Below are 21726 nucleotides of genomic sequence, written 5' to 3'. Positions count from 1 at the left end.
TTTAGTATGTTTTATATTTTACAATACGTTGTGCACTCTTTATTCTCGCTTCCAACGACTTGACTTTGAACGAATTTATTAATTGAGGATTTTGTTGCAGCCTTTCTATATGTGCTGCCAATACATTGAGCTCAACGGTATCTCCGGAAATAGTCAAAACGCTCAGTAATGAATTATAAACATTTAGTGCTTCATTATATTGCTTATAGTTCAGTAACCATTCTGCATAGCTATATTTGTAAGACAAGTTTTTGGGAAAAGATGCGGTTAATACATGATAAATGGAATCTATCCTATTGTTATATTCGCCTTTATCATTGACTTCTTTCAATAGCTGCAATTCTTTAAACAAGTTTTTTTCCATGATTACCAAATTTTGCATTGCATTATTTCGTATTTCTCCGTGTTCATCCATCTTTTGAAGAAGTTGCATTTCTTCATAAACGCGAATCGCTTCTTCTATTTTTCCTTCATCAACCAATATGAGGGCTCTTTTTTCTATATCATCCAGTTTATCCCGATTAATTCTTGCAAACTTATCGGCATACGCATTCAGTTTCAAACAGTATTCTTGTAATTTACTATTGAGAGAATCTACTTTCTGCTGGTACAATTGCTCTGACAATTGTTGGGCTGCCTTTTCCTTGATTAAATTATCAAGGATACTTTGATATTTCTTTTGGTACGCAGTCACACCAATCCGATAATACTTCCGTTTGGCATCCTCAATATATCCCGAACGGGCTAAAACAATGCTCAATGTATGCTTTTCCGAAAGTGCCCAAGTGTTGATTTCGTTCTTATTCACAAGCTCATATCCTTTTTTATAAATCTCATGCACCATCAGTACATCTCCGGGGAAAGCATCTCGGAAATTCAAACAAAAATGCCCATTAGTATCACTATCAGTAGGCGGAGCATTGGTTATGATAATAGATACTCCGGCAATAGGTTTGCCACCGGAACTAATTTCGGTAACCACTCCATTTTGCATAACTTGTCCGGATGCTTGCGTAGCATATAAAAAAGCTACGAAAAGAATACGACACAGTCTCAACAAGATATCCATCTTTCTCATGCTAATTTTTCTCTCTATAAAATTCACCAGCTTGATAATATCCTATCATAGATGTTACCATCGGATTATCAGAATAGGCTTTCAAGTCTTCTAACGCTTTTCTTACAATGAGTCCTCCTTGTTGGGTACGTCCGGTCTTCTCATACAATACCCCTTTATATAGTTGTGTTATAAAAATAATCGGAGTATAATCATTAGAATATTTTTCAGCTGCATCAAATGCTAAAGCACTCACGTTTTTCAAGACTTCTTCTGCCTGTTTCAAATTCTTATTCATGTAATAAGCAGAAGATAAATTTAATTCGTTAAGCAGAAAATACAATAAATATACTTGCTCATCATAACTCACAAGGATTTTAAATTCCCTAGCAGCTTCTTTTAAGTTTTTAATGGCTTCTACACTTTGCTTTAATTCCAACCCTATACTTCCGCTATAACTGCAATTGTAAGCATGCTGGAACTTTTTTTCTATATCTTGTGGAAATTCTTCCATTTTTTGTAAACTAAGCACTTGTGCTTCTCGAGAAACTTGTAGTGCCTGAACTAAATTATGTTCTTCATAATATATGCCGGACAACTTATTAAAAACATAGCTATATATACTTTCCATTCCTATATGATGGTTCGGATAAAGAGTGAAGAGGTTGGCGACTTTCTCATAACAAGTCTTAGCAGTCACAGTATCTTTTTCAAGCATGGCAAGCGCTCCTTTGGTATAATATGCCATAGCTATGCTAGAAGCACCCGTTTCAATATTACAATTCTCCATATAATTAGCAATTTCCATAGCTTTTCTATTCCATGAAGCAGCTTCTTCATATTGTTTTTGGCGGATATAATGAATAGCGATAATCGATGGATAATTGTAAATGCCATATAATTGAGTCTGAACTAAAGATTGCTCTTTTTCATTCCCTTTTAAAAAAAATGTCAAAGCTTGTTCGTTATTTCCTTTCTTTTGCTCACTTGCTCCTAATATATGATATATCGAGCAAAAGTTTCCTGCAGTTTTATAATTTACTTTTTTTATATTCTTGCCAATTTCTAATGCTTCCCACGCATTAGAAATTGTCTTATTAATATCTTTATCTTTCCACCAAGCGTATTCCGCCATACGAGTTTTATATTCAAAGAGAATCACACGCCTATCTTCCTCATTCGTGGTTCGTGATAAAAGTGATTCATAATATGCATCATTATATTTCAAAGCTAAATCCCAATTTTTCATTGCATCATAACAAAGTGATATATTGCTATATATACTTTCTTTAGAAACTGTTTGATCACTTCCATACTGTTTTTCATATGACTTTATACTTTCCAATGCTCTCTTACTTTCTTTTATCGCTGCTTCATAATCACCAGCTCCATAGAGCAGCATTGGAAGTATAGTACATCTTCCTAAAAAGTAAACCTCACGTATTATCGGCGCTATTTGCAAATTCGGATCTTCAATACACTCAGAAAAGCGATCGTAACTTTTTTGCATTAACGTTTTGTTTTCTACTAATAGTGATTGTCCTCCATAAGCACAAACAAGAAAAAACAAAGCCTGCACAAGCTCGGCATCACTACTCACTAACTTTACTGCTTTTTCACACCACAAGTATACATCCTTGGATGCAGTATTTAGCAGAAAGCTGGCATAAGCATTCACATACGTATAATTATCCGGATTATCTTCTGCTATTTTTTTATAAATATCTTCCGCCTTTTTTCTGTTTTTTTCATCTCCTGCTAACATACAAATATTAGCATACCTATAAAGAATGGAAATGTAATTTTCTACTGTTTCAGATTCTTTGATTGAAATGTTCAGTTGTTTAATGGCTTGTTCTAACAGTTGTGACTGACGATATATCGTAATAGCTTGTTCTATATTTCCCCGCTTTACATAATTTAGTACCTGTTTCTCTAATTTTGTAATTTCATCAGGATTAATACGGGCAAAATAGTCAGCACATTGTTCAAATGCTTTCTTTTGAGAAGCTATTTCCATTTTTAACGAAGTCAGTTTCTCCTCTCTTTGTTCAAGAGTCATCTTCCCTGCACGATACAAAGAGTTCAGTTTTTCTTGTTGTTGATTTAACCTCATATTGGCTTGTTTCAGACCAACATCATAAAATTTCTCTTTACTTTCATTTATGGTTCCGACAGGTGCCATTACTATATTCATTGGTCGCTTCTCTGAAATAATCCATGAATATAGCATTTGATCATTAACCAATTCATACCCTTTTTTGTAAATACTGGTAACTACCAATGCTTGCCCCGGAGAAGCTTTGGGAAGAGTCAATACAAAATTACCATTAGCATCCGTATCAGAAGCAGGAGCTCCAATAACAAGAATTTCTGTTCCGGACAATGGCTGTTTACCCGAATTGAATAAAGTAACTTTCCCTTTTTGAGTAGCTTGTCCATGGCTATAAAGGGTAAAAAGTGATATAAATAAAAATAGAAGTACGTTTTTCATGCCATTGATGTTCAATTTACACATAATTTCTTCAATAAATCTTTTTCCTTCGTTATCAAATTACTTAGCTCCAAATGAGTGCATGCTTCATCTTTCAGCAATTTTGCAGTAGAAGTAGATTTATCATCCGACACATCCCACGTTAGTAGGATTGTATATATCTTCAATGACTTTAATTTTCGAATCAGCATTTCGTGGTCTGCATCACCGGTAATTAATACTACATAATCAAATTTGCGAATTATGGAAAGTTCGTATGCTTCGAGAGCAAACGATACATCTATACCTTTTTCAATAACGGTGATTTCACCTTCTCTTTGGACTTCACGCAAATGTTTATAATGGAAGATAACATCATTCTCGATGAGGGAATCTTCAAATTTACGTTCACTGAATAGAAGATGCTTGTTATTGGCATCGTTTACCCGATAACGTCCACGAAAATAATGGCTTTCTATAATATGGCAATCTGCAACAGGAGACTTGCTCAATAAACTGACTTGCTGGCGAATGAAGTTCATAAAAGCAGTCACATTAATATTTAAAGAAAAATGTTCCTCTAAAACTTCGTTGATTTTAGCAAAATAACCACCATCAATAAAGAGACCTATTGACTTGTATGTGTCGTTCATAGTTGAATTAATTATGTTTATTGACAACAATATTAAGCATTAAAACTTAATATCACAAGAAAAGATGTAACATTTTGTTTGAATATAATAAAGTGTCACGGTTTTCCGTTACAAGTATTCAGCCGATTGATATTATTACGATTTTATCTATTTATTTGCCAATATGCTTTCGATTTAGAAAATAATTAGTATGTTTGCCACGTAATTTATGAAAAACATGACTTTCGTATGAAAAAGCAAGATTTTATCTTTACTCTGGTATTAGTGGTAATTTTCTTACCATTCTTTTTAAGTGATACAATTTACGACTGGTACAAATCTTTTAATGCAGCACATGGAATGGTAATGAGCTTCATTAAGTTTGGAATTCTTGCTACGATGGGTGAAGTGCTAGGACTTCGCATTAGTGCGGGAGTCTATAATCGAAAAGGCTTCGGTATACTTCCTCGTGCAGTGGTTTGGGGACTTTTAGGTTTAGGAATCAATGCCGCTATGATAATCTTCTCCAAAGGTGTGCCACAGTTCATGGCATATATGGGTATGGCTGATGCTGCAAATATTATAAATGGAGTATTTAGTGCAGATAAAGTTTGGATAGCTTTCGCTATTTCAGTTGCTATGAATACGATATTTGCACCTGTATTCATGACATTTCATAAGATTACTGATACACATATTTTAGATTGCGGCGGTTCTCTTCGCAGTCTTATCACTCCTATTCCAATGACACGTATCATTACACATTTGAACTGGGATGCACAATGGAACTTTGTATTCAAGAAAACGATTCCTTTCTTCTGGTATCCGGCGCACACCATCACATTCCTCCTGCCTGGAGAAATGCGAGTGTTGTTTGCTGCTATTTTGGGTGTGGTGCTAGGTGTATTGTTGGCTATTGCAGCGCGAATGAAGTGAAAGACTTAATCGCACTTTACGACCAGCGGTATTCCTGCTGTAATACATTTGTCATAATTCTTCGATCCTTCTGACAATTCATCGTATGGACGGATATCTGGATGCACAAAGCGTTTTTCTTTATACTCCTTTTTCTTCGCTTTACTACTGTTGATGATAACTTCTTCTTCAGCAGTAGGTTTGCGATAGCCGAGTAGTAGTTTTTCCATATTCCAACGATTATGTTCCACTTCCGACAAAAGTGCTATTTGATCATCAGTTAACTGTATATGGTTACTTGTGATTTGCAAGGAACGAAGCTTGGGGCCGATAGAAAAGGCACTGTATAAATTAGACCATTGGTGGGAAACCGGACGCGTATTCCACATTTTCTTTAATTCCACATCATTTGGACAAGCTTGAGGAACACTGCCATAAGTATCATAAAAGTTATACACGTAATGAATAATCTGGCCTTTACGCTGACTTTGTTTATCTAAATCGTAACAGTTGTCAAGCATTCCAAAAGGAAAAATATGAGAGTATTTGTGTATTTCGTCGTCTTTCTTTTTACTATTAAGCATATTAAGTAAAGCACTGGAAGTTTCCTGACGAACAAGTACCGGAATGTTGTTGTCATAAACATCGTCCGGAAGATATAACCCCATAGCCATGCTTTGAGGGGGATAATTGAGGCATACTGCAATAGTTAGGATTTCATTCGGATTGTGAACCCACTCCTTAATTCTATTTTGAATAATAGGGTTTTCTGCCCGGCCTTTTATAAACTCGAATTGTACGTCCAGGAAGTCAGCATCTTTCCCACTAAAGCGACTTGGAGGAATTACTTTTTTTCTGACTTCATCACTACTCATATCATAATAGCATGTAGAAGCTATTTCAAAATAGTGCCGGTAGCGTCCGCAGAAAAAGTTCATTTCTTCATCTGCAATTTCATCTATGAAAGTGATAACGCTCTTTTTACTATTATCTCTACAGAAATTAGGGAAATGAAGTAGATGGGCAGCTTCCACTCCGAGGGCTACTCCCATACGGCTCATACCAATAATCACCAAATGAACATATTTGTTACTTTCGTAAGTAACCGCTTCATGATCGAGTGGCAAATATTTAATCAAGTCTTCTCCTTTACCGTATTCTCTATTGACGAGTATCTTCTTTGCCCAACCCTCATAGAAATTGAATGGATGGAATTCAATGTATTTTCTCCATTCTGCGGATAAGTCGGTAAGTTGGAAAGCAGCAAAAGTTGTTTGATTTTCAAAGAGTACAGTGAATGGAATGAGCGGACAATTCTTACACTTCTTATGTATATCCACTATTTTTTTAAGGCAATCGATATTAAGGGAATCGTGGTCATGTTCATCTCTTTCTCCAATAATGAATACTTCACGTGCTTTAGTAGTATAAAGTTTCTCTAGCTCTTCTGTTGAGTTACGTTGAGCATGCAATACCACTATTCTTTTTTCGTTCTTGGCATCCAGTTCTGTATGAATTTTGCTGCGAATATCTTGTGCCGGCAATGAACTTTGAATTAATATGTGGCATTTCTCGTATTGGGCATAATCACAGATTTGCTGAACAAGTGTAGGTACCATGTCATCAAAACCGATAACCACAATATGATTACGTAGCGGATAAACAATATCTCCTTCACGGAAACGTTCTACCCTACGTTCTAACATATTAGAAATGACCGAAATAAGCAGACCACAGAACAGGATGAGCCCTAATAATACTACTAATAAAGAAAACCAACGTAGTGCAGGTGGAACCTCTGTAATATTTCCGGGATCAATAAATAAACAGATCAATTGGAGTAAACGTCCCATTGGCACATCACCCTGCTGCTCTAAAGGTTTTATTTCAGATGGATCTGGAAAATGATATATAAAACTGATGAAATAAATTGTAACAAAGACCGTTACAATAACTCCAAAAAGCCATGCTAGCTGTTTCCAACCTTTCCCTGAAAAAGAACGGTCGAAATGAAGTGTAAATAGTCGGGTTATGAGATTCATTTGATAATGATATCTTTTTCAAGTAATTGTTTATTGATTTTCTCAAGATACTCTATTTTCTCTTTCTGAAACTTTATGAGGGCTGTTTTTTCATATTCTCTTTCATTCATATTTTGAAGCTTCTCAATTAAGTCTTTTTGGGCTTCTTCTGTTTCTTTCAAGTTCTTGATAGTATTCCGAGCGTCTTTCAACTCATCTTTTTCATTTTTTTCTGCATCTTTTGCCTTATCAAGCCTAACAATAAGCCGTTGTTGCTCTTCTAAGTATAAATTTGCTAAAATCTCTCTCTCTCTTTCCATATTCTTGGCATATATAGCTATCAATTTTAAGATAGCAACACATAGGCAAATAAAGACAACTACAGCAATAACAGAATGCAGAGTCATTAAATATAGTCTTCCACTAGTAGGATAGTATAATGAGAAGTTTTGGGTTGTAAAGTACACCATGTAAATACCTACTATTAAAAACAGACCAATTAGTATAGGAATTGCCCATTTCCATGATTCAAAAATTGGAAGATATTCACTTTTTGTAGAGCCTTTTTTATTTGCTTTACCATTATCTTTATCTTGCTTTTCCTGCTTTTTATTACCAGGTGTTGGTGTTAAACCTGTTGAGTCCGCGAGTTCTTCATTCATAGCTTTAAGTATCTTTTTGTTTATATATTTAATCCTTGGTAATTTTATAACCTAACTTCATGATAAGTTTTAGTGTCTGTATTGCAGTCTGTCGGTCGTATTCGCGTTCAGAATCAGGCAAATCTTCATAGGACACTAAACAGGGATGTGTCTTCATCTCATCATTTCTTGTCGGACCATATTTCCATCCTTCTCTTACTCGTCCGGAGGCCCAAACTTCATGAACGTTACGAGCCATAGCTTCAGTTAGATTTGCTAAACTTTCAGGTAGTGATATATCTGTAGTATTCAGAGGAGACGGAGTATATTCTTGTTTCATAATGTTTTTTTGATTTATATTATCGGAAGCAATATTAATAAATAGAAATGAGACAGGCAAAGATTTTGTTATCTAAATTCAGTTTCTGTTATATGAAAAAAGAGTTTGTCACAGAAAACCGTGACAAACTCTTTATGTGGTGAAGAAGTGAATTACTTCTTCGTTATTATAAGTTTGCTTCCGTAATCACTTGACCATCGAATAAATTGATAATGCGTCCTGCAAACCCAGCGTCATGTTGAGAGTGCGTTACCATAACGATAGTCGTACCTTCTTTATTGAGTTCGCTTAATAATTCCATTACCTCTTTTCCATTTTTAGAGTCCAGATTACCAGTGGGCTCATCGGCAAGTATCAATTTAGGATTAGAGACAACTGCACGAGCAATGGCTACACGTTGTTGCTGACCTCCAGATAGTTGTTGTGGAAAGTGTTTGCTGCGATGCATGATGGCCATGCGTTCCATAGCTGCTTCTACACGGCGCTTGCGTTCTGCAGCGGGAATACCCATATACAGCAGAGGAAGTTCAATGTTTTCGTATACATTTAGCTCGTCAATCAAATTAAAACTTTGGAAGACAAAGCCTATTACACCTTTACGCAGACTAGTGCGTTGTGCCTCAGTATATTTTGACACTTCCTTTTCATTCAAATAATACTCCCCTTCCGAAGGATTGTCAAGTAGTCCAAGGATATTGAGCAATGTAGACTTTCCGCAACCTGACGGTCCCATTATAGCTACAAATTCTCCATCTTTCACTTCGATGCTAACATTATTCAAAGCTAAAGTTTGCACTTCTTCAGTTTTGAAAATCTTCTGTAAGTTTACAGTTTTAATCATAATGTTTTAATTTTTATGGTTTATAAATAGATAGATATATTATTCGGTTTTAATAGAATCAATTGGATTTGTTTGGTTCAGTAGATAACCTTGCAAACAAACTGTTACAGCAGATATTCCCCAAACAATGGCTAATGGTAGCAAGAAGTCTGCGATAGACAAAGATGCTTGGTAGGCAAATTGTTCCCGCCAATGCAGCATTAACCAATAGACCACAGGAATGCCAAGTATGTAAGCAATGATAACTTGCCAACAGAAAGGTTTATTGAGTAACCAAATGATTTGCCAGGGTGTTGCACCATGTATCTTGCGAATACTGATTTCACGAATGCGTTGGCGGGTGGCATACCAAGAGATTCCAAAAAGACCGAAGCATGTCAGTAGAAGTCCGATGAGAGAATATCCGATAAGAATTCTGGCAAAAGAAAGGGTCTTCTGATTCATCTTCATAAACTGTTGGTGTAAATCGGTATACTGAAAAGCTTCCCCTTCATTCATTCGCTCCCAGGTTTGAGTTATTTTTTTGATGGCTTCCTCCCGGGTATCAGGATTCAATTTAATATGCAGATAATTAGCGTTAGGCATTTTTTCTGCTGTAGGGATATTAATAATTGTGGGAGTTACTTCACTTTCTAATGAGCTTGTCGGGAAATCTTTTACAACACCACCAATAATGGATAAAGTATCTGCAAACTGATCAAACTCTTTTATATATTTGCCGATAGGATTGACACCTGCCGGAACAAGATTTCGTACATAGCTTTCGTTGACTAATACCGGATGAGAATACTCCTTTTGAATTTGTTCCGGAGTGTTTCCTGAAGTCTGCTGGATATCTAATGTTTTAATCAAATCTGCATCACTGAATAACATAAGCAGAAAAGATTTCTTTTCCGTACCGTCAGGTTGTCTGATAGAAAGTTCGCGTACCCAAGCACTCAATATTGGACCAGCAGAGAGAGCAATGGATTCAATTCCCGGCACATTTTTCTTTAGTTCACTTTTCAATGTTGCAAGAGGAGGAGAAAACATGCTTCCTATTTCTATTCTATTTTCGTAGCAGTTGGCTTTTTCTTTTATGAGGTCAATTTGTCCATTGGCAATGAGAGTGGCAAATATCAATCCTATAGAGATGATGAATTGAAGAATAACTAACAGCCCAATGAAACGTTGCTTTTTCCGTCCTCCATAGAGAGTTTTATATTCGCTGAACGAGAGACGCGAAAGTTTATAGCTGATATACCAAGCAGGTACAATGGCCATAATAAGTGCGAATAATAAGAGTAAAGGAAGCATTTGAAGGCTGAAGAAGAAATGGAAGTTCAGACGTGATGCCAATAATTCGTTGAAGAAAGAAAGGCAGTCGCTGATAATAAGCAAGGACAAACTGAATGCGAGTAGTACGGTGAGAAATGCATCACCGAATAGTTGTATGCGAATGTTTTTCAGTCCGCTGCCCATCAATTTCTCAACGTGTATCATTTTTAATTGTTGTAATATGCGACTCAGACTCATATTGGTGTAGTTACAGCATGCAATGAGTAACACAAGTAAGGCGGCTGCCAGACCAATGTACAATAGTTGAACATTGCTTTGGTTGATATAGGGTATAGATTGTTGAGAATCGCTTTCGGGCGTTACAAAATAGATAGTAGATAAAGGGTCAGCGTAATATTGCGATTTTCCCGGTACTAATGTAGGTACTTTATCCTGATTTATTTTCCGTGCAAACTGTTCGGGTGAAGTATTTGCTGATAACTTTAAGAAGGTTGTCCCGCCGAAAAAGTTCTCGTCAGTCCCGGTAATCATGTCGAACTGAAGTAGCGATTGTGACCGTACTTTCAATATGGCTGCTACTTCGTAATTCTTGGTATTGGTCGTCGTTTTTATCTCAAAAATCTTTCCTAAAGGATCATTATCTCCAAAAACTTTATGCGCAAAGGTTTCACTAAGTGCTATCTTGCCAGGTTGTTTCAATACTTGTTCCAAGCTTCCAATAATAGTCTGATATTGGAAAAAATGAGGTAACGTACTGTCAACACATATAAAAGTAATATCATGAAAGATATTCTCCCCTTCTTTACAATATAAAGGTTCAAGAGAACTAATACGTAAAAAGTCTTCGACTTCTACATACTTTTCTTTCAACATAGGGGGGATTTCACCAGTAACATAATCCACTTTTCTTCCCTCTTGCAGCGGGTTATCCTGACGCAAGCAGAAGATACGTTCTTTATCCTGATTTCCACTTTCAATGTTATAATCATGTACAAAATAAGTAAAAAGTAAATTGGTGCATGCCAATCCTATCGCCAGACTCACTACTGAGATTATGAAGAAAACCTTGTTTCTCCACCAGCTGCGGATAATTATTTTTAGGGTTGCAAGTACAGTCATATTCTTTGTAATTTAGGATGTTATTAGTCAACTTTTATAAGTTCAATTTAAATTGTATCATTCGCTTTTTATTACTTCTGCCGGATTCTGCCGTGCAGCCTGCCACACACGCCAACCAATGCAAAGGGTAATAATGAAAGCGATCCCCGCAAAAATAGCAGTATAGATCCAAAAGCTGATGGTAGTTTGTTCGATATAGCTTTGTAGCCACTGCTTCATTAAGAAATATCCTATGGGGAAAGATATCAGAGCGGCGATACTCAATATTAAGAAATATTCTTTAATGAACATGAGCAGAATATCTTTTACTCTGGCTCCATTGACTTTACGAATAGCGATCTCTTTTCTCCGTTTCTCACATGATAAGGTGATTTGTGAGAATATTCCGAAAGCGGATATCAAGATACAAACAATCGTTCCAACTCCTAACATCTTTAAGAGAGCATTTTCTGATTTGAGGTATTTATTGTACTCCTCTTCTTCATTGAATAGTCGCAGACCGGCAGTGGGAAAGTCCTCCTTGTGTATGGCTTCAATCGCTGCTTTGCACTCATTCCAAGTCCCTTCTTTGAATTTGAACAAAATACTTGCCCGAAACCATAAGTGCTTTTGTTTATCAGTCAGAATGAATCCAATGAGAGGTGTTTTTGCCGTGGGTGGTACATAATGAAGGTCTTTCACAACCCCTATGACATTGAATTTCATCTCTGCATTTATTTCAATCTGTTTGCCAACAGGATTCTTCCATCCGAATGCTTTTGCTGTAGACTCATTAATAACGATATCCGCAGCAGTACTTTTTTCATTCACAAATTCTCCTTCAAGCAATTCTATATCATAGAATTTAAAGAAAGGTTCTTTGGCCAAAACAAGCCCTATACTGATATTATCGGATGCTTTATCTTTGCCTTCCCAGGTGTTAATATCCATATACATCATAGGACCAGTTGGTATTAATGGAAAATACTGTGGGGGCAAAGCTTCTGTTATCATTGGCAATGCGGCTATTTTGTTAGTCCATGCATTAATGTCTCCGGCCATCCATAAGGCTACACTGCCAATGTTATGCCGTTCCATATTGGCATCGGCATTTTTTATAAAATGCAACTGTTTCAAAATCACTATTGTTGAGAACATGAACAAGATGCTGATAGTTAACTGAAACGCAAGTCCCGCCTTCTGATACATATTTTGAGAACCCTTTTTTATTTTATATCTACCCTGAATGCTTGCTGCAAGATTTTTCCTACGGGAATAAGAAACGATTACTTGTGCTATAATGAATGTCAATGCAATGACGCCACCCAAGTATAAGATCGATTTGAAATACAATTCAGCCTTGCTAATCTCAATCTCTGAGAATTTTAAGAAACTATTGCTTACAAGTTCAATCAATATCATACCCAGAAACATGGCGATAAGTAGCAATAGTATGATTTCAACAGAAAACAAGCCCAATAACGAATGATTACTTGAGCCGCAAACTTTTCGTAGTGCCATTTCTCTGACTCTCATGCGGAGGTTGCTGATAAACAGAGAAAAGTAGTTGAACAAAGAGCAAAGGATAATCAGTCCACCTGTTATACAAAAATAGAGAATATTGTTGAACGACATCACCAAATCATTGTTCTGATGAAAGTCTGAATAACGTATAGCTTTTAGTGGAGTGAGTATCAAATTACCCAAGTTACTTTCCGAATTAATATCAGTGAGTTTTATTTTACTGAGTTTCTTTACGAACACATTCTTGTCTGTTTGTGAAGAAACCTGTATAAAGCTATGCAGAGTACTTCCCCACCTTGTGCGTGACACATCAAGTGGCGTAAGGATATCATAAGGCATATTAGAGTGACCTGACCATCCACTCACAACAGCGCAAATCTTATAATCTTTATTATTAACATTCAGCACCTTATTCAGGGGAGATTGTTCTTCAAATAGTTCACATGCTAAACTCTCGGTAATTGCTATTTCACCTTTTTCGTCTTCGATAAAGTTCATATTTCCTTCCTTTATCTGAATCTGAAACATCTGTATATAAGCGCTGTCTACGCCTAAAACAGAGGCTATTCGGTTAGTATCTTCCAATTTCAGAAATCCTTTTGAAATACGAGCATTGCTTGCTTTATCTATTTCAGGATAAGTATTCTTCAAGTAAGGGCTCAATGGATAGGGTGTATAGTTACTAATCCCATTGACATAATAAGTACTTTGGGCACGCACTAAAAAAATATTATCCGCTTCTTTGTGAAAACTGTCATAAGTCATTTCATACCGAAGCCATAAAGTAGCTAACACGAAACAGGTAAACCCTACTGCCAGCCCGATAATAGAAATTGCGTTCTGCATTTTATATTTCAGCAGATTGCGAAATGATATTTTAAAGTAGTGTTGTAACATAAGCCTATTAATTAAATTATTCTGTTTTCATGATTGTTGCAGGGTTAATATTTGCTGCCTTGCGTATTTGCCATAACAATGTTCCTAATGAAACAAATGCGACTATGCATAAAGAGATTAAATAAATACTTATTCCTACGGAGGCTTTCATTACAAAATCTTGTGTATATAAATAGATACAATAAGAAGACAAAGGAATGGCTACTACAAAGGCAGTTGCTAATACAAATACATATTTACGGAATAACAGCATATAGAGTTCACGCACCCCTGCCCCATTCACCTTGCGGATAGCAATCTCACGATAACGTTGGCGAATGTCGAACAAAGAAATACCGAATAGACCTAAGCAAATTATCAGTATGGCGATAAAGGCAAACAGTACATAGACTGATGCTATCTGTTTGTCAATCTTATATAAATCTGCCACTTCGTCTTTCAATAACTTATATTTGAAATCTTCTGTGCCATAGACTTTCTTTTGAATATTTTTTAAAAAGGTAAGTACTGCTTGCGTTTTGCCGGGGCGACAAGCTATCTGATAATAGTCGCCTCCCAATCCAGACATTATCATATACACCGTAGGACGAATGCCGATACTGATGTGACCATCGTAATAATCGGCAGATACAGCATTTATCGGTTGTGCTTGTGCGTCAGGATTGTAGTGTTTCATTAGCGTGCTTAGTATTGTGGCGCCTTGACAAGTAGTATAACCCAATACTTTCAGGGCAGCATTATTGACCACAATACACTCTTGGTGAGAGTCTGGTCCCGTCTTTGGCAAACTACCTTCTACCATTGGTATATTGAATATTTTAAAGAAGTCAGAGTTAACATAGCACGTATTGAGTTGCACGCTTTCTCCTTCGGCATTCAAATAACTTGATTTATAATCAAATCCTAAAATAGAATAGAGACTTGTTGTCCACAATTGAATATCGGGACAACTGTTCATTAAGCGGTCTATCTCTGCTATATTTTCTTTTCGTTGTCGAATATTTTCTTCGTCGTAGATTGAATAATCTTTTGATTCATAGATTAAACTTGCTTGAATGATATCTTCTGTACGGAATCCGGGGTCAGTATTCAACATAAAGAAGAGTTGTTTGCTGAAATACAAAGAAAGCGATACTAATATAAAAGTCACTACATACTGCACAAAAAGGAAAATCATGCGTGAGCGGATGGAACGGTTATCATTTCCGGTTGACCTGATAGAGATAGCCAGCATAGATTTGTGACATTTCTTGAAAGCATACCCCGAAATGCAAAGCGGAAGTATCAGTAATAGTGAAATAGATACAATCAAGTCAAATGGAGAGTATACAAGTTCACTACCCAACAAGTGCTGTATAGGCGTCTGCATTATCTCCATAATAACCCAAGCCAAGAACATGGCACTAGCTATCAATAAGAAATTCTCTAAAAATATTTGCATAAACAAGGTTTGTGCATTTGCACCGAATATCTTTCGAAGGATATAGACTCTGCTTCGTTTGGCAGCCGATACCATGTATAGGTTTACAAAGTTGATAACACCTGCAAAGAAAATCAAAAAACACATGCAACTTAGAATATAAAGCTGGGCAAGGTTGCCACTGACTAGCATATTCAGTCCCGTTTGATACATCAATGACTGGTTCCAGTACATTTCTTTTACCGGAATCAGCGAAAAAGTATATGTCCGTGAGTCAGGGGTGTTAGGATTGACTAACCGTGAATAACTACCAGTCTTGTTTACTTTTTCTACGGCACTCTGGGAAGTAAAACGGATAAACTCCAGTGGCGTACGATCCCAACTATCTGAAAGATGAGAAGACAGGATGATGTCAAAATTGAATGTTCGCTTATTGCTTGGTTTGGCAAGTACACCCTCTATTCGTATGTCTTTTCCATTGGAGAAGCGTAGTATTTTTCCAACCGGATTTTCTTTACCGAATACTTTTCTAGCGAAGTCTTCCATCACTAACACCGATTCTGGAGCTGAAAGAGAATTTGTGCCTTGTACTACATGGTAAGGGAATAGTTGGAAATAGGCACTATCCGCCACCATGGCATGAATAGTATAACGATGAGATTGATAAGTTACATGGTCATTCTCAAACAGAGTGACACGCGAACGTATTAATACGCTTCTTTCATCAATAAAACTACTGTCACGTCTACTGTTTTCAGCCAAGCCAAGGATTTGGTTTCCCTCCATCATACCCTTCACACCATATACTTGCTCCCGGTCAATACAATGCGTGTCTACAGTCAATTCCCGGTGGATATATCTTAATAATATGATACAGCAAGCCAGACTGAAAGCCAATCCCAGCAGATTGATAATGGTATATGATTTAGAACGTACCAAAAAACGAATGGCGTATTTTAGTGTTTTCATATCTATTCAGTTTTAATGGTTTTTGCCGGGTTTTGTCGAGCTGCTTGCCATACCCGCCAACTAATGCAAATGGTAATGATAAATGCAATTCCTACAAAGATGGCAATATAAATCCATGCGCTGATGACTGTTTGTTCAATATAACTTTGTAGCCATTGCTTCATTAAGACATATCCTACTGGAAATGCAATAACAGATGCAATAACCAATAAAAGTATGTATTCTTTCCCAAACATGACTAGTATATCTTTTATGTTTGCTCCATTTACTTTTCGTACTGCGATTTCTTTACGTCGTTGTTCGCAACTGAGTGTTACCAATGAAAAGATTCCGAATATGGCAATCAAAACACATACGAAGGATATGAAACTGAGTAATTTTAACAAAGTGTCTTCTGATTTCAGATATTGATTATATTCATCTTCTACATTTACTAACTTATATCTTACATCAGGATATTCTTGCAAGAACATATTCTCGATTTTTGTTTTTAACTCACTCCATTGTCCTTCATGGTATTTTATCAGAATTTGTTTCTTTCCCCAAAATGAAGCTTTTGTACCATTTTCTCCGATTAATAGTATGGGGCTCACAGGAATGGTCGGTGGAGATGTATGAAAATCTTTCAGCAATCCCACGATGGTAAGTTCTGATTTTTGTTCATCTCCCCAATAGATCTTTTCACCTACAGGTTCTTTTAATCCTAAAGCTCTTGCGGCAGATTCGTTAATCATCACTTTCTTTCTATCTTCCTCTTTTACCATTTCTCCTTTTAGTAGCTTCAGATTATAGAATTTGGCAAGTTTCTCTCCTTCGGGTATAGCCATCATGTTTATATCTTTAATGGAATCAGGTTTTCCTTCCCACTCATTAATATACAGATTCAAACAACCTCCTTTGGGCAATAGTCCTAAATGTTGTTTTAATACTTCACGAGTACATGACATTTGTTCTACTTTATCAGCAATTTCATCGAAATGATCAGTTGGATAAAGCAAAGGGAAAACGGCTATATTCTTTCTATCCCAACCTAAATCTGTGTCTTTAAGAAAGAAGATCTGTTTCATGATTACACTCATGCAAAACATGAAAAGGATACTGATGATTAGCTGAAAGATGATACTGACTTTTCGAAATTCATTCTTGTTATTACTACTTTTATAGGTGCGTTTTAGTATAAAAGGTAGTAAGAAGAGAATTGAGATAAATACTACTCCTACAAAGAAAATCAGTGATTCCAAGTAAATATTGCCTGATACTTCCGACATCTTTCTAAAAACAGGAAGTACGATTTCTACCAGTGCCATTCCAACTGCACCGGCTATGAGAATTAACATTAAGTATTCGGTAGCAAATAATATGAGAAGGCCGCTTCTTGTCGATCCACATACTTTTCTAAGTTCAGTTTCACGATTGCGCATTCGCATACGTGTAACAAATAGGGATAAATAATTGAATAAGGAACAAAGAATAACTAATCCGCCGGACACTGAGAAAAGAATCAAATAGTTGAATCTGATAGGAATTTCCTCATTCAATGATGAATTGCGATACTGATTCAAGGGCATTAACTGTATTCCTTCAAAACTTACAGTACTTGAGGAATCTGTATTTTGCTTTTCAGAAGCTAATTTTTTTTGAAAAGCGATAGGGTCTACTCCTTTGTGCAATTGAATAATGATATAGAAAGAACCTGCGCTCCATTCATTCTGCCATTCGCGAATATACTTACCATGTCCCCAAAAGTCGAATGACAGATTACTATGCTTTAAATCCTTTAAGGTGGCACCAATCATCTTCTTCTCACCATCGACCTTGATTTCCTTTCCTAAAACATCTTTTGTTCCAAATATGCGCAAAGCTGTTTCTTCTGTTAATGCGATTTGTTCGTCCGAATACATGAAATCTATATTTCCTGATGATATAGTTATCCCGAACATATTCATCATACAAGAATCTGCTATCATTTCATGAGATTCAAAAATAGGTTGACCCTCTACCTGTAGTTCTATACCCTTCCATCTGGAATATGCGCAAGCTGCCTCTACTTCTGGAAATTCATTAACGAGCAGTGTTGATAATGGATAAGGCATATAAGGGCTATATCCGCTATCATGGTAAGGATCGTTTTGGTAAAGTATGTAAAGTCGGTCTGCTCCTTTAGGGTTACTGTCATAGGATACTTCATAATGAATCCACAAGTTAGCAAGGGCAAAACAAGTAAAACCTACTGCTAAGCCAATAATGCTTATAATACTTTGCATTTTGTATTTGAGCAGATTGCGTAATGCTAATTTGAAATAATGCTTTATCATCGTTTTATTAATCTGTTTATTATGTTTTAATTGTCAGTGATCCTATTTCAAAATAAGTTCTTCTGCTTCGCCAAAGGTATCATATCCTGTGGTAATTACCCAATCTCCGGGCTGCAAACCGTCGGTAATTTCGTATTGTTGCGGGTTCTGACGTCCGATGCTAAGCGGTACACGGATCGCTTTGCTCTTCGAAGCATTCAGTTTATAGATCCATTGGCCGCCCGTGTTTTGGTAGAAGTTTCCACGAGGAATGACGAGTGCCTGCTCCGGTTGACCGAGTTCTATCTGCACACGAAAACTCTTACCTACCCGCACATTATCGGGCATTTCTCCTGTAAAGACAAGGTCTACATCGAAAGTACGATCTTTAACTTCGGGTACTACTTTTGTGATGCGCAGCGGATATTTCTTACCTTGATAATTTACGGTTGCCGGCAATCCGGTAGTAATGCGGTCAATGTAGTATTCGCTGAGAGAGGTGTGTATCTTATACTGGTCTAGTACTTTGATTTCGGCAATACTTTCGCCTGATGCAACTTGTTGTCCCGGGGTTACTTTCACAAAACTGAGTTGCCCTGATACAGGAGCTTTCACAACTAGATTGTCCAATCGTTCGCAAGCACGCTCGTACTTCTTGCGCTCACGTTCGCGATCGTTGCGAATAAGGTCTTTGCGAATGATAGATACTGCCGAATCATGGCGCAGGCTTTCGCGTTGCAGGCGGGCATTCTTTACCTTATAGTTGTATTCGTCTTCCGACACACCCAATTGGGCTTTACTCTTGATACCCATGCGAAACTCTTCCCGGTCGAGGTCGAAACTCTTGCGAAGGCGGTCTAATTCGTAATTGGTTTCGAGGGCTTGTTGTTGCAGGGTCAGGCTTTGCTGCTCCATTTCGATTTCTTTTTCACGATAGGTGATGAGTTGTTTCTCCCAGTCGTCACGTTGGTCGTCAATGCTGCGCAGCAGGTCAGGATTCTCTAATACAAGAATGGTATCACCTTTCTCGAGCAGACTTCCCTCATCGCCTATAATATGCTCTACGCTTCCGGCTTCGCGGACATTGACTTTGATGGTGAGTATTGGTTGAATAAGTCCTTCCACATCTACATATTCCATGAACTTGCCGTCCTTCACTTCGGCTATCTGAATGTTATCTTGCTCGATGCGCAGTTTGCTGGGACCGAAGGACAAGATAATAACGTAGATAAGGAAAGCAAGGAATACAACGCCTCCTATCAGGTAATAACGGTAACGGAAGTACCAGGGTTTCTTTTCAAGTTTTATATCCATAATATCTGTTCTTTAATCATTATTTGTTGCGTATTTTTATGCTGTTTTAGAGCGTTTTTCAAGTGCTTTTCCTACTCTTACTAAAACCCGAATGGAGTTTTACTAAATCTTCATTGGATTTTTACTAAATCTCCGACAGATTTTTAGTAAAAACTTGACGAGAATTTACTAAAAAAAATAGCCCCTCTACAAGTATCTGTAGAGCCGTTTTTTTGAAATAATCAGAAACAGGTTGTCAAAATCTCATTTTGTAAATAAAACAGATTATATTTCGTTATTTGACAAAGACTATTATCCGACTAGAAACTCTCCTGCTTTATGTCGAGAAAACTATTGCTTCTAAATTCTCCGTCAGTGGAGCATCTTTTTCAAAATCGTAAAGCGTGAGGCTCCGCAGGGTATAATACAAACTCCAAAAATTGTAGAGCGTGAGTATATAGTTTCGGCGGGCTGTATCTTTTTCGGTGATCGAGGCATTGAGGTCGAGCACCGATGATTTTCCAAGAAGATAGAGTTTCCGGGCTACTTCGGCACGCCGTTGAGCTGTCTCATCAGTGCGTGCGGCGATGCTGACCCGCTGTGCTTGTAGATTGAATTGCTTGACGAGTTTACGAACATTCAAGTCGAAATCGGTCTTATCCTGTTCAACCTGTGTATATACCAAGTCGCGATTGGAACGGGCTACACGTACCTGTCCTTTACCACGTCCCCAATCCAGGATGGGGAGTGTGACGCCTAAGCTTACATATTGCTGGTCGAGCGGATTGCGATAAGCTTCCTTGAATTTCTCGGCAGTCTGCGTCAAACCGAAGCGAAGGTAAATATCAGCTTTTAGACCTGCATTGGCACGGGCTTGGGCAACGGCACTCTCGCTTTCGAGCTTGCGGCGAAGCATGTTCTGTATCTCCGGGCTATTCTCATTGGCAAGTAGCAAGGCAGCGTTCAAGTCGATATTCAGTTCGGGAACCTGCTGATTGACATCGGCCTGCAAGTTGACATCTTCCTGAATACCGAGGTAAGAGCGAAGTTCTTGCATACTGTTTTCCATCTCGATGCGGGCGTTCATGCGGTTGGTTTCTTCAGTGAGTTTGTTGAGCTCGAGTTGCAACATCTCATTTTCGGAGATGGTGCCGATGTTGTATCTTCCTTGGGCATATATATATAAGGTGTCTGCGTTGGCATAATTGGTATTGGCTATTTCGTAGTTGCTTTGCGCTCGTGCCAGGTTGAAGAATTTTTCGGTGGCATTGGCGGCAACGAGTTCCAGCGTCTCTACAAGAGTCTTTTTTGCTTCACGATAACGGATAGGTTCAATGCGACGATCCCACTTCAGGCTATTGTAGCCGAAGAGGGATTGGCTGTAACCGATATTAATGGGAGAAGTCTGCCAAGAGTAAGTGTCGTTACTGAATAGATCAAGGCGTTGAGCGGCGGTTTCTACAAAAAGCGTACCTCCTGTCCAGGGGATATTTTGTGTCAATCGCAATGTCAAGTCGGTGCTGAGTAGATTCTGCTCTACAAACTTCACGCTACCATCACCCAGTGTTACTTTGTTGATGGCACGATCCAAATAAGGATTGGAAGTCAGTTTGAGTGTCGGCAGATAATTGGCACAGTAATACTTATAATTCCAATAGGCCGACCGAAAACTGTGACGGGCACTCTGTGCGTCGGGCGATTGCTGGCGGGCACGATCGATGGTCTGATTTAACGTCAGTTTTATAGTATGTTCCTGGGCGGTGGCAGTCAGTGTTATGCCATAAGCCATTAGTATCAGTAGTAGTATATTGCGATGCATAGTTCATTTGTTTACTAAATATATTCAAATCTTGTGCCAAACCGATAATTATTTGTTATATAGTATGTTATGATGAATGATTGATAAAAGAATACGTGCTAATTCGCACAAAAAACGTGTGATATAGCACATACAACACATGGATATTATACTTATCTTTGTGGGCACACAATATAGGATATACGTAAATCGAAAGTTTAGAAACTCAAAAAAA

The 21726-nt window shown here is 37.5% G+C and carries 14 protein-coding genes; 1 reads left to right on the top strand and 13 read right to left on the bottom strand.

The features are described 5' to 3' along the window. Position 1 precedes the first annotated feature (1 nt). From Q1W14_RS00595 to Q1W14_RS00585, 3 genes are read right to left on the bottom strand one after another with little or no spacing between them, the layout of a single operon-like run. Complete coding sequence (locus Q1W14_RS00595) at positions 2-1078, bottom strand: hypothetical protein (protein WP_300698220.1); 1077 nt, start codon at positions 1076-1078, stop codon at positions 2-4. Position 1079: 1 nt separating this feature from the next. Next, on the bottom strand, positions 1080-3551 hold the full coding sequence (locus tag Q1W14_RS00590; RefSeq protein ID WP_300698218.1) for a tetratricopeptide repeat protein: 2472 nt from the start codon (positions 3549-3551) through the stop codon (positions 1080-1082). An 11-nt stretch (positions 3552-3562) separates the two neighbouring features. After that, complete coding sequence (locus Q1W14_RS00585; RefSeq protein ID WP_300698216.1) at positions 3563-4183, bottom strand: NYN domain-containing protein; 621 nt, start codon at positions 4181-4183, stop codon at positions 3563-3565. 228 nt (positions 4184-4411) lie between these two features. On the opposite strand from Q1W14_RS00585, the gene Q1W14_RS00580 reads away from it, so the two are divergent. Then, positions 4412-5098 (top strand): hypothetical protein, encoded by a 687-nt coding sequence (locus Q1W14_RS00580; RefSeq protein WP_300698214.1) that lies wholly within the window; start codon positions 4412-4414, stop codon positions 5096-5098. A gap of 5 nt (positions 5099-5103) precedes the next feature. Here Q1W14_RS00580 and Q1W14_RS00575 read toward each other — a convergent pair whose 3' ends face one another. The 10 genes from Q1W14_RS00575 to Q1W14_RS00530 form a co-directional block, all read right to left on the bottom strand. Further along, positions 5104-7119: a hypothetical protein gene (locus tag Q1W14_RS00575; protein ID WP_300698213.1), complete on the bottom strand. Its 2016-nt coding sequence runs from the start codon at positions 7117-7119 to the stop codon at positions 5104-5106. After that, on the bottom strand, positions 7116-7760 hold the full coding sequence (locus Q1W14_RS00570; protein WP_300698211.1) for a hypothetical protein: 645 nt from the start codon (positions 7758-7760) through the stop codon (positions 7116-7118). Before Q1W14_RS00570 ends, Q1W14_RS00575 begins: the two co-directional genes overlap by 4 nt. Positions 7761-7788: 28 nt before the next feature. After that, positions 7789-8079 carry a RyR domain-containing protein gene (locus tag Q1W14_RS00565; protein ID WP_300698210.1) on the bottom strand — a complete coding sequence of 97 codons (291 nt, stop codon included), beginning with the start codon at positions 8077-8079 and terminating at the stop codon, positions 7789-7791. Positions 8080-8245: 166 nt separating this feature from the next. Further along, positions 8246-8920 carry an ABC transporter ATP-binding protein gene (locus Q1W14_RS00560; protein ID WP_300698209.1) on the bottom strand — a complete coding sequence of 225 codons (675 nt, stop codon included), beginning with the start codon at positions 8918-8920 and terminating at the stop codon, positions 8246-8248. A gap of 39 nt (positions 8921-8959) precedes the next feature. Next, complete coding sequence (locus tag Q1W14_RS00555) at positions 8960-11317, bottom strand: ABC transporter permease (RefSeq protein WP_300698208.1); 2358 nt, start codon at positions 11315-11317, stop codon at positions 8960-8962. A 57-nt stretch (positions 11318-11374) separates the two neighbouring features. Next, positions 11375-13717, bottom strand: coding sequence for an ABC transporter permease (locus tag Q1W14_RS00550; protein WP_300698207.1), 2343 nt, complete (start codon positions 13715-13717; stop codon positions 11375-11377). A 16-nt stretch (positions 13718-13733) separates the two neighbouring features. Beyond that, positions 13734-16106 carry an ABC transporter permease gene (locus Q1W14_RS00545; protein ID WP_300698205.1) on the bottom strand — a complete coding sequence of 791 codons (2373 nt, stop codon included), beginning with the start codon at positions 16104-16106 and terminating at the stop codon, positions 13734-13736. 2 nt (positions 16107-16108) lie between these two features. After that, positions 16109-18421 carry an ABC transporter permease gene (locus Q1W14_RS00540; protein WP_300698204.1) on the bottom strand — a complete coding sequence of 771 codons (2313 nt, stop codon included), beginning with the start codon at positions 18419-18421 and terminating at the stop codon, positions 16109-16111. A gap of 42 nt (positions 18422-18463) precedes the next feature. Then, entirely contained in the window at positions 18464-19714 is a 1251-nt protein-coding gene (locus Q1W14_RS00535; RefSeq protein ID WP_300698202.1) for an HlyD family efflux transporter periplasmic adaptor subunit, read from the bottom strand. 316 nt (positions 19715-20030) lie between these two features. Then, positions 20031-21482, bottom strand: coding sequence for a TolC family protein (locus Q1W14_RS00530; RefSeq protein ID WP_300698279.1), 1452 nt, complete (start codon positions 21480-21482; stop codon positions 20031-20033). Positions 21483-21726 lie beyond the last annotated feature (244 nt).

This window comes from Bacteroides sp. (genome assembly GCF_030151085.1).
Taxonomy (GTDB): domain Bacteria; phylum Bacteroidota; class Bacteroidia; order Bacteroidales; family Bacteroidaceae; genus Bacteroides.
The sequence above is the reverse complement of the archived record's forward strand: the minus strand, read 5'-3'. Positions and strand labels throughout refer to the sequence as shown.

What these genes read in the sequence shown, in the direction of transcription:
- Q1W14_RS00550 (WP_300698207.1), bottom strand. Translation starts at nt 13,717, where the DNA reads ATGTTACAACACTACTTTAAAATATCATTTCGCAATCTGCTGAAATAT.
- Q1W14_RS00575 (WP_300698213.1), bottom strand. Translation starts at nt 7,119, where the DNA reads ATGAATCTCATAACCCGACTATTTACACTTCATTTCGACCGTTCTTTT.
- Q1W14_RS00595 (WP_300698220.1), bottom strand. Translation starts at nt 1,078, where the DNA reads ATGAGAAAGATGGATATCTTGTTGAGACTGTGTCGTATTCTTTTCGTA.
- Q1W14_RS00585 (WP_300698216.1), bottom strand. Translation starts at nt 4,183, where the DNA reads ATGAACGACACATACAAGTCAATAGGTCTCTTTATTGATGGTGGTTAT.
- Q1W14_RS00545 (WP_300698205.1), bottom strand. Translation starts at nt 16,106, where the DNA reads ATGAAAACACTAAAATACGCCATTCGTTTTTTGGTACGTTCTAAATCA.
- Q1W14_RS00540 (WP_300698204.1), bottom strand. Translation starts at nt 18,421, where the DNA reads ATGATAAAGCATTATTTCAAATTAGCATTACGCAATCTGCTCAAATAC.
- Q1W14_RS00565 (WP_300698210.1), bottom strand. Translation starts at nt 8,079, where the DNA reads ATGAAACAAGAATATACTCCGTCTCCTCTGAATACTACAGATATATCA.
- Q1W14_RS00580 (WP_300698214.1), top strand. Translation starts at nt 4,412, where the DNA reads ATGAAAAAGCAAGATTTTATCTTTACTCTGGTATTAGTGGTAATTTTC.
- Q1W14_RS00530 (WP_300698279.1), bottom strand. Translation starts at nt 21,482, where the DNA reads ATGGCTTATGGCATAACACTGACTGCCACCGCCCAGGAACATACTATA.
- Q1W14_RS00560 (WP_300698209.1), bottom strand. Translation starts at nt 8,920, where the DNA reads ATGATTAAAACTGTAAACTTACAGAAGATTTTCAAAACTGAAGAAGTG.
- Q1W14_RS00590 (WP_300698218.1), bottom strand. Translation starts at nt 3,551, where the DNA reads ATGAAAAACGTACTTCTATTTTTATTTATATCACTTTTTACCCTTTAT.
- Q1W14_RS00535 (WP_300698202.1), bottom strand. Translation starts at nt 19,714, where the DNA reads ATGGATATAAAACTTGAAAAGAAACCCTGGTACTTCCGTTACCGTTAT.
- Q1W14_RS00570 (WP_300698211.1), bottom strand. Translation starts at nt 7,760, where the DNA reads ATGAATGAAGAACTCGCGGACTCAACAGGTTTAACACCAACACCTGGT.
- Q1W14_RS00555 (WP_300698208.1), bottom strand. Translation starts at nt 11,317, where the DNA reads ATGACTGTACTTGCAACCCTAAAAATAATTATCCGCAGCTGGTGGAGA.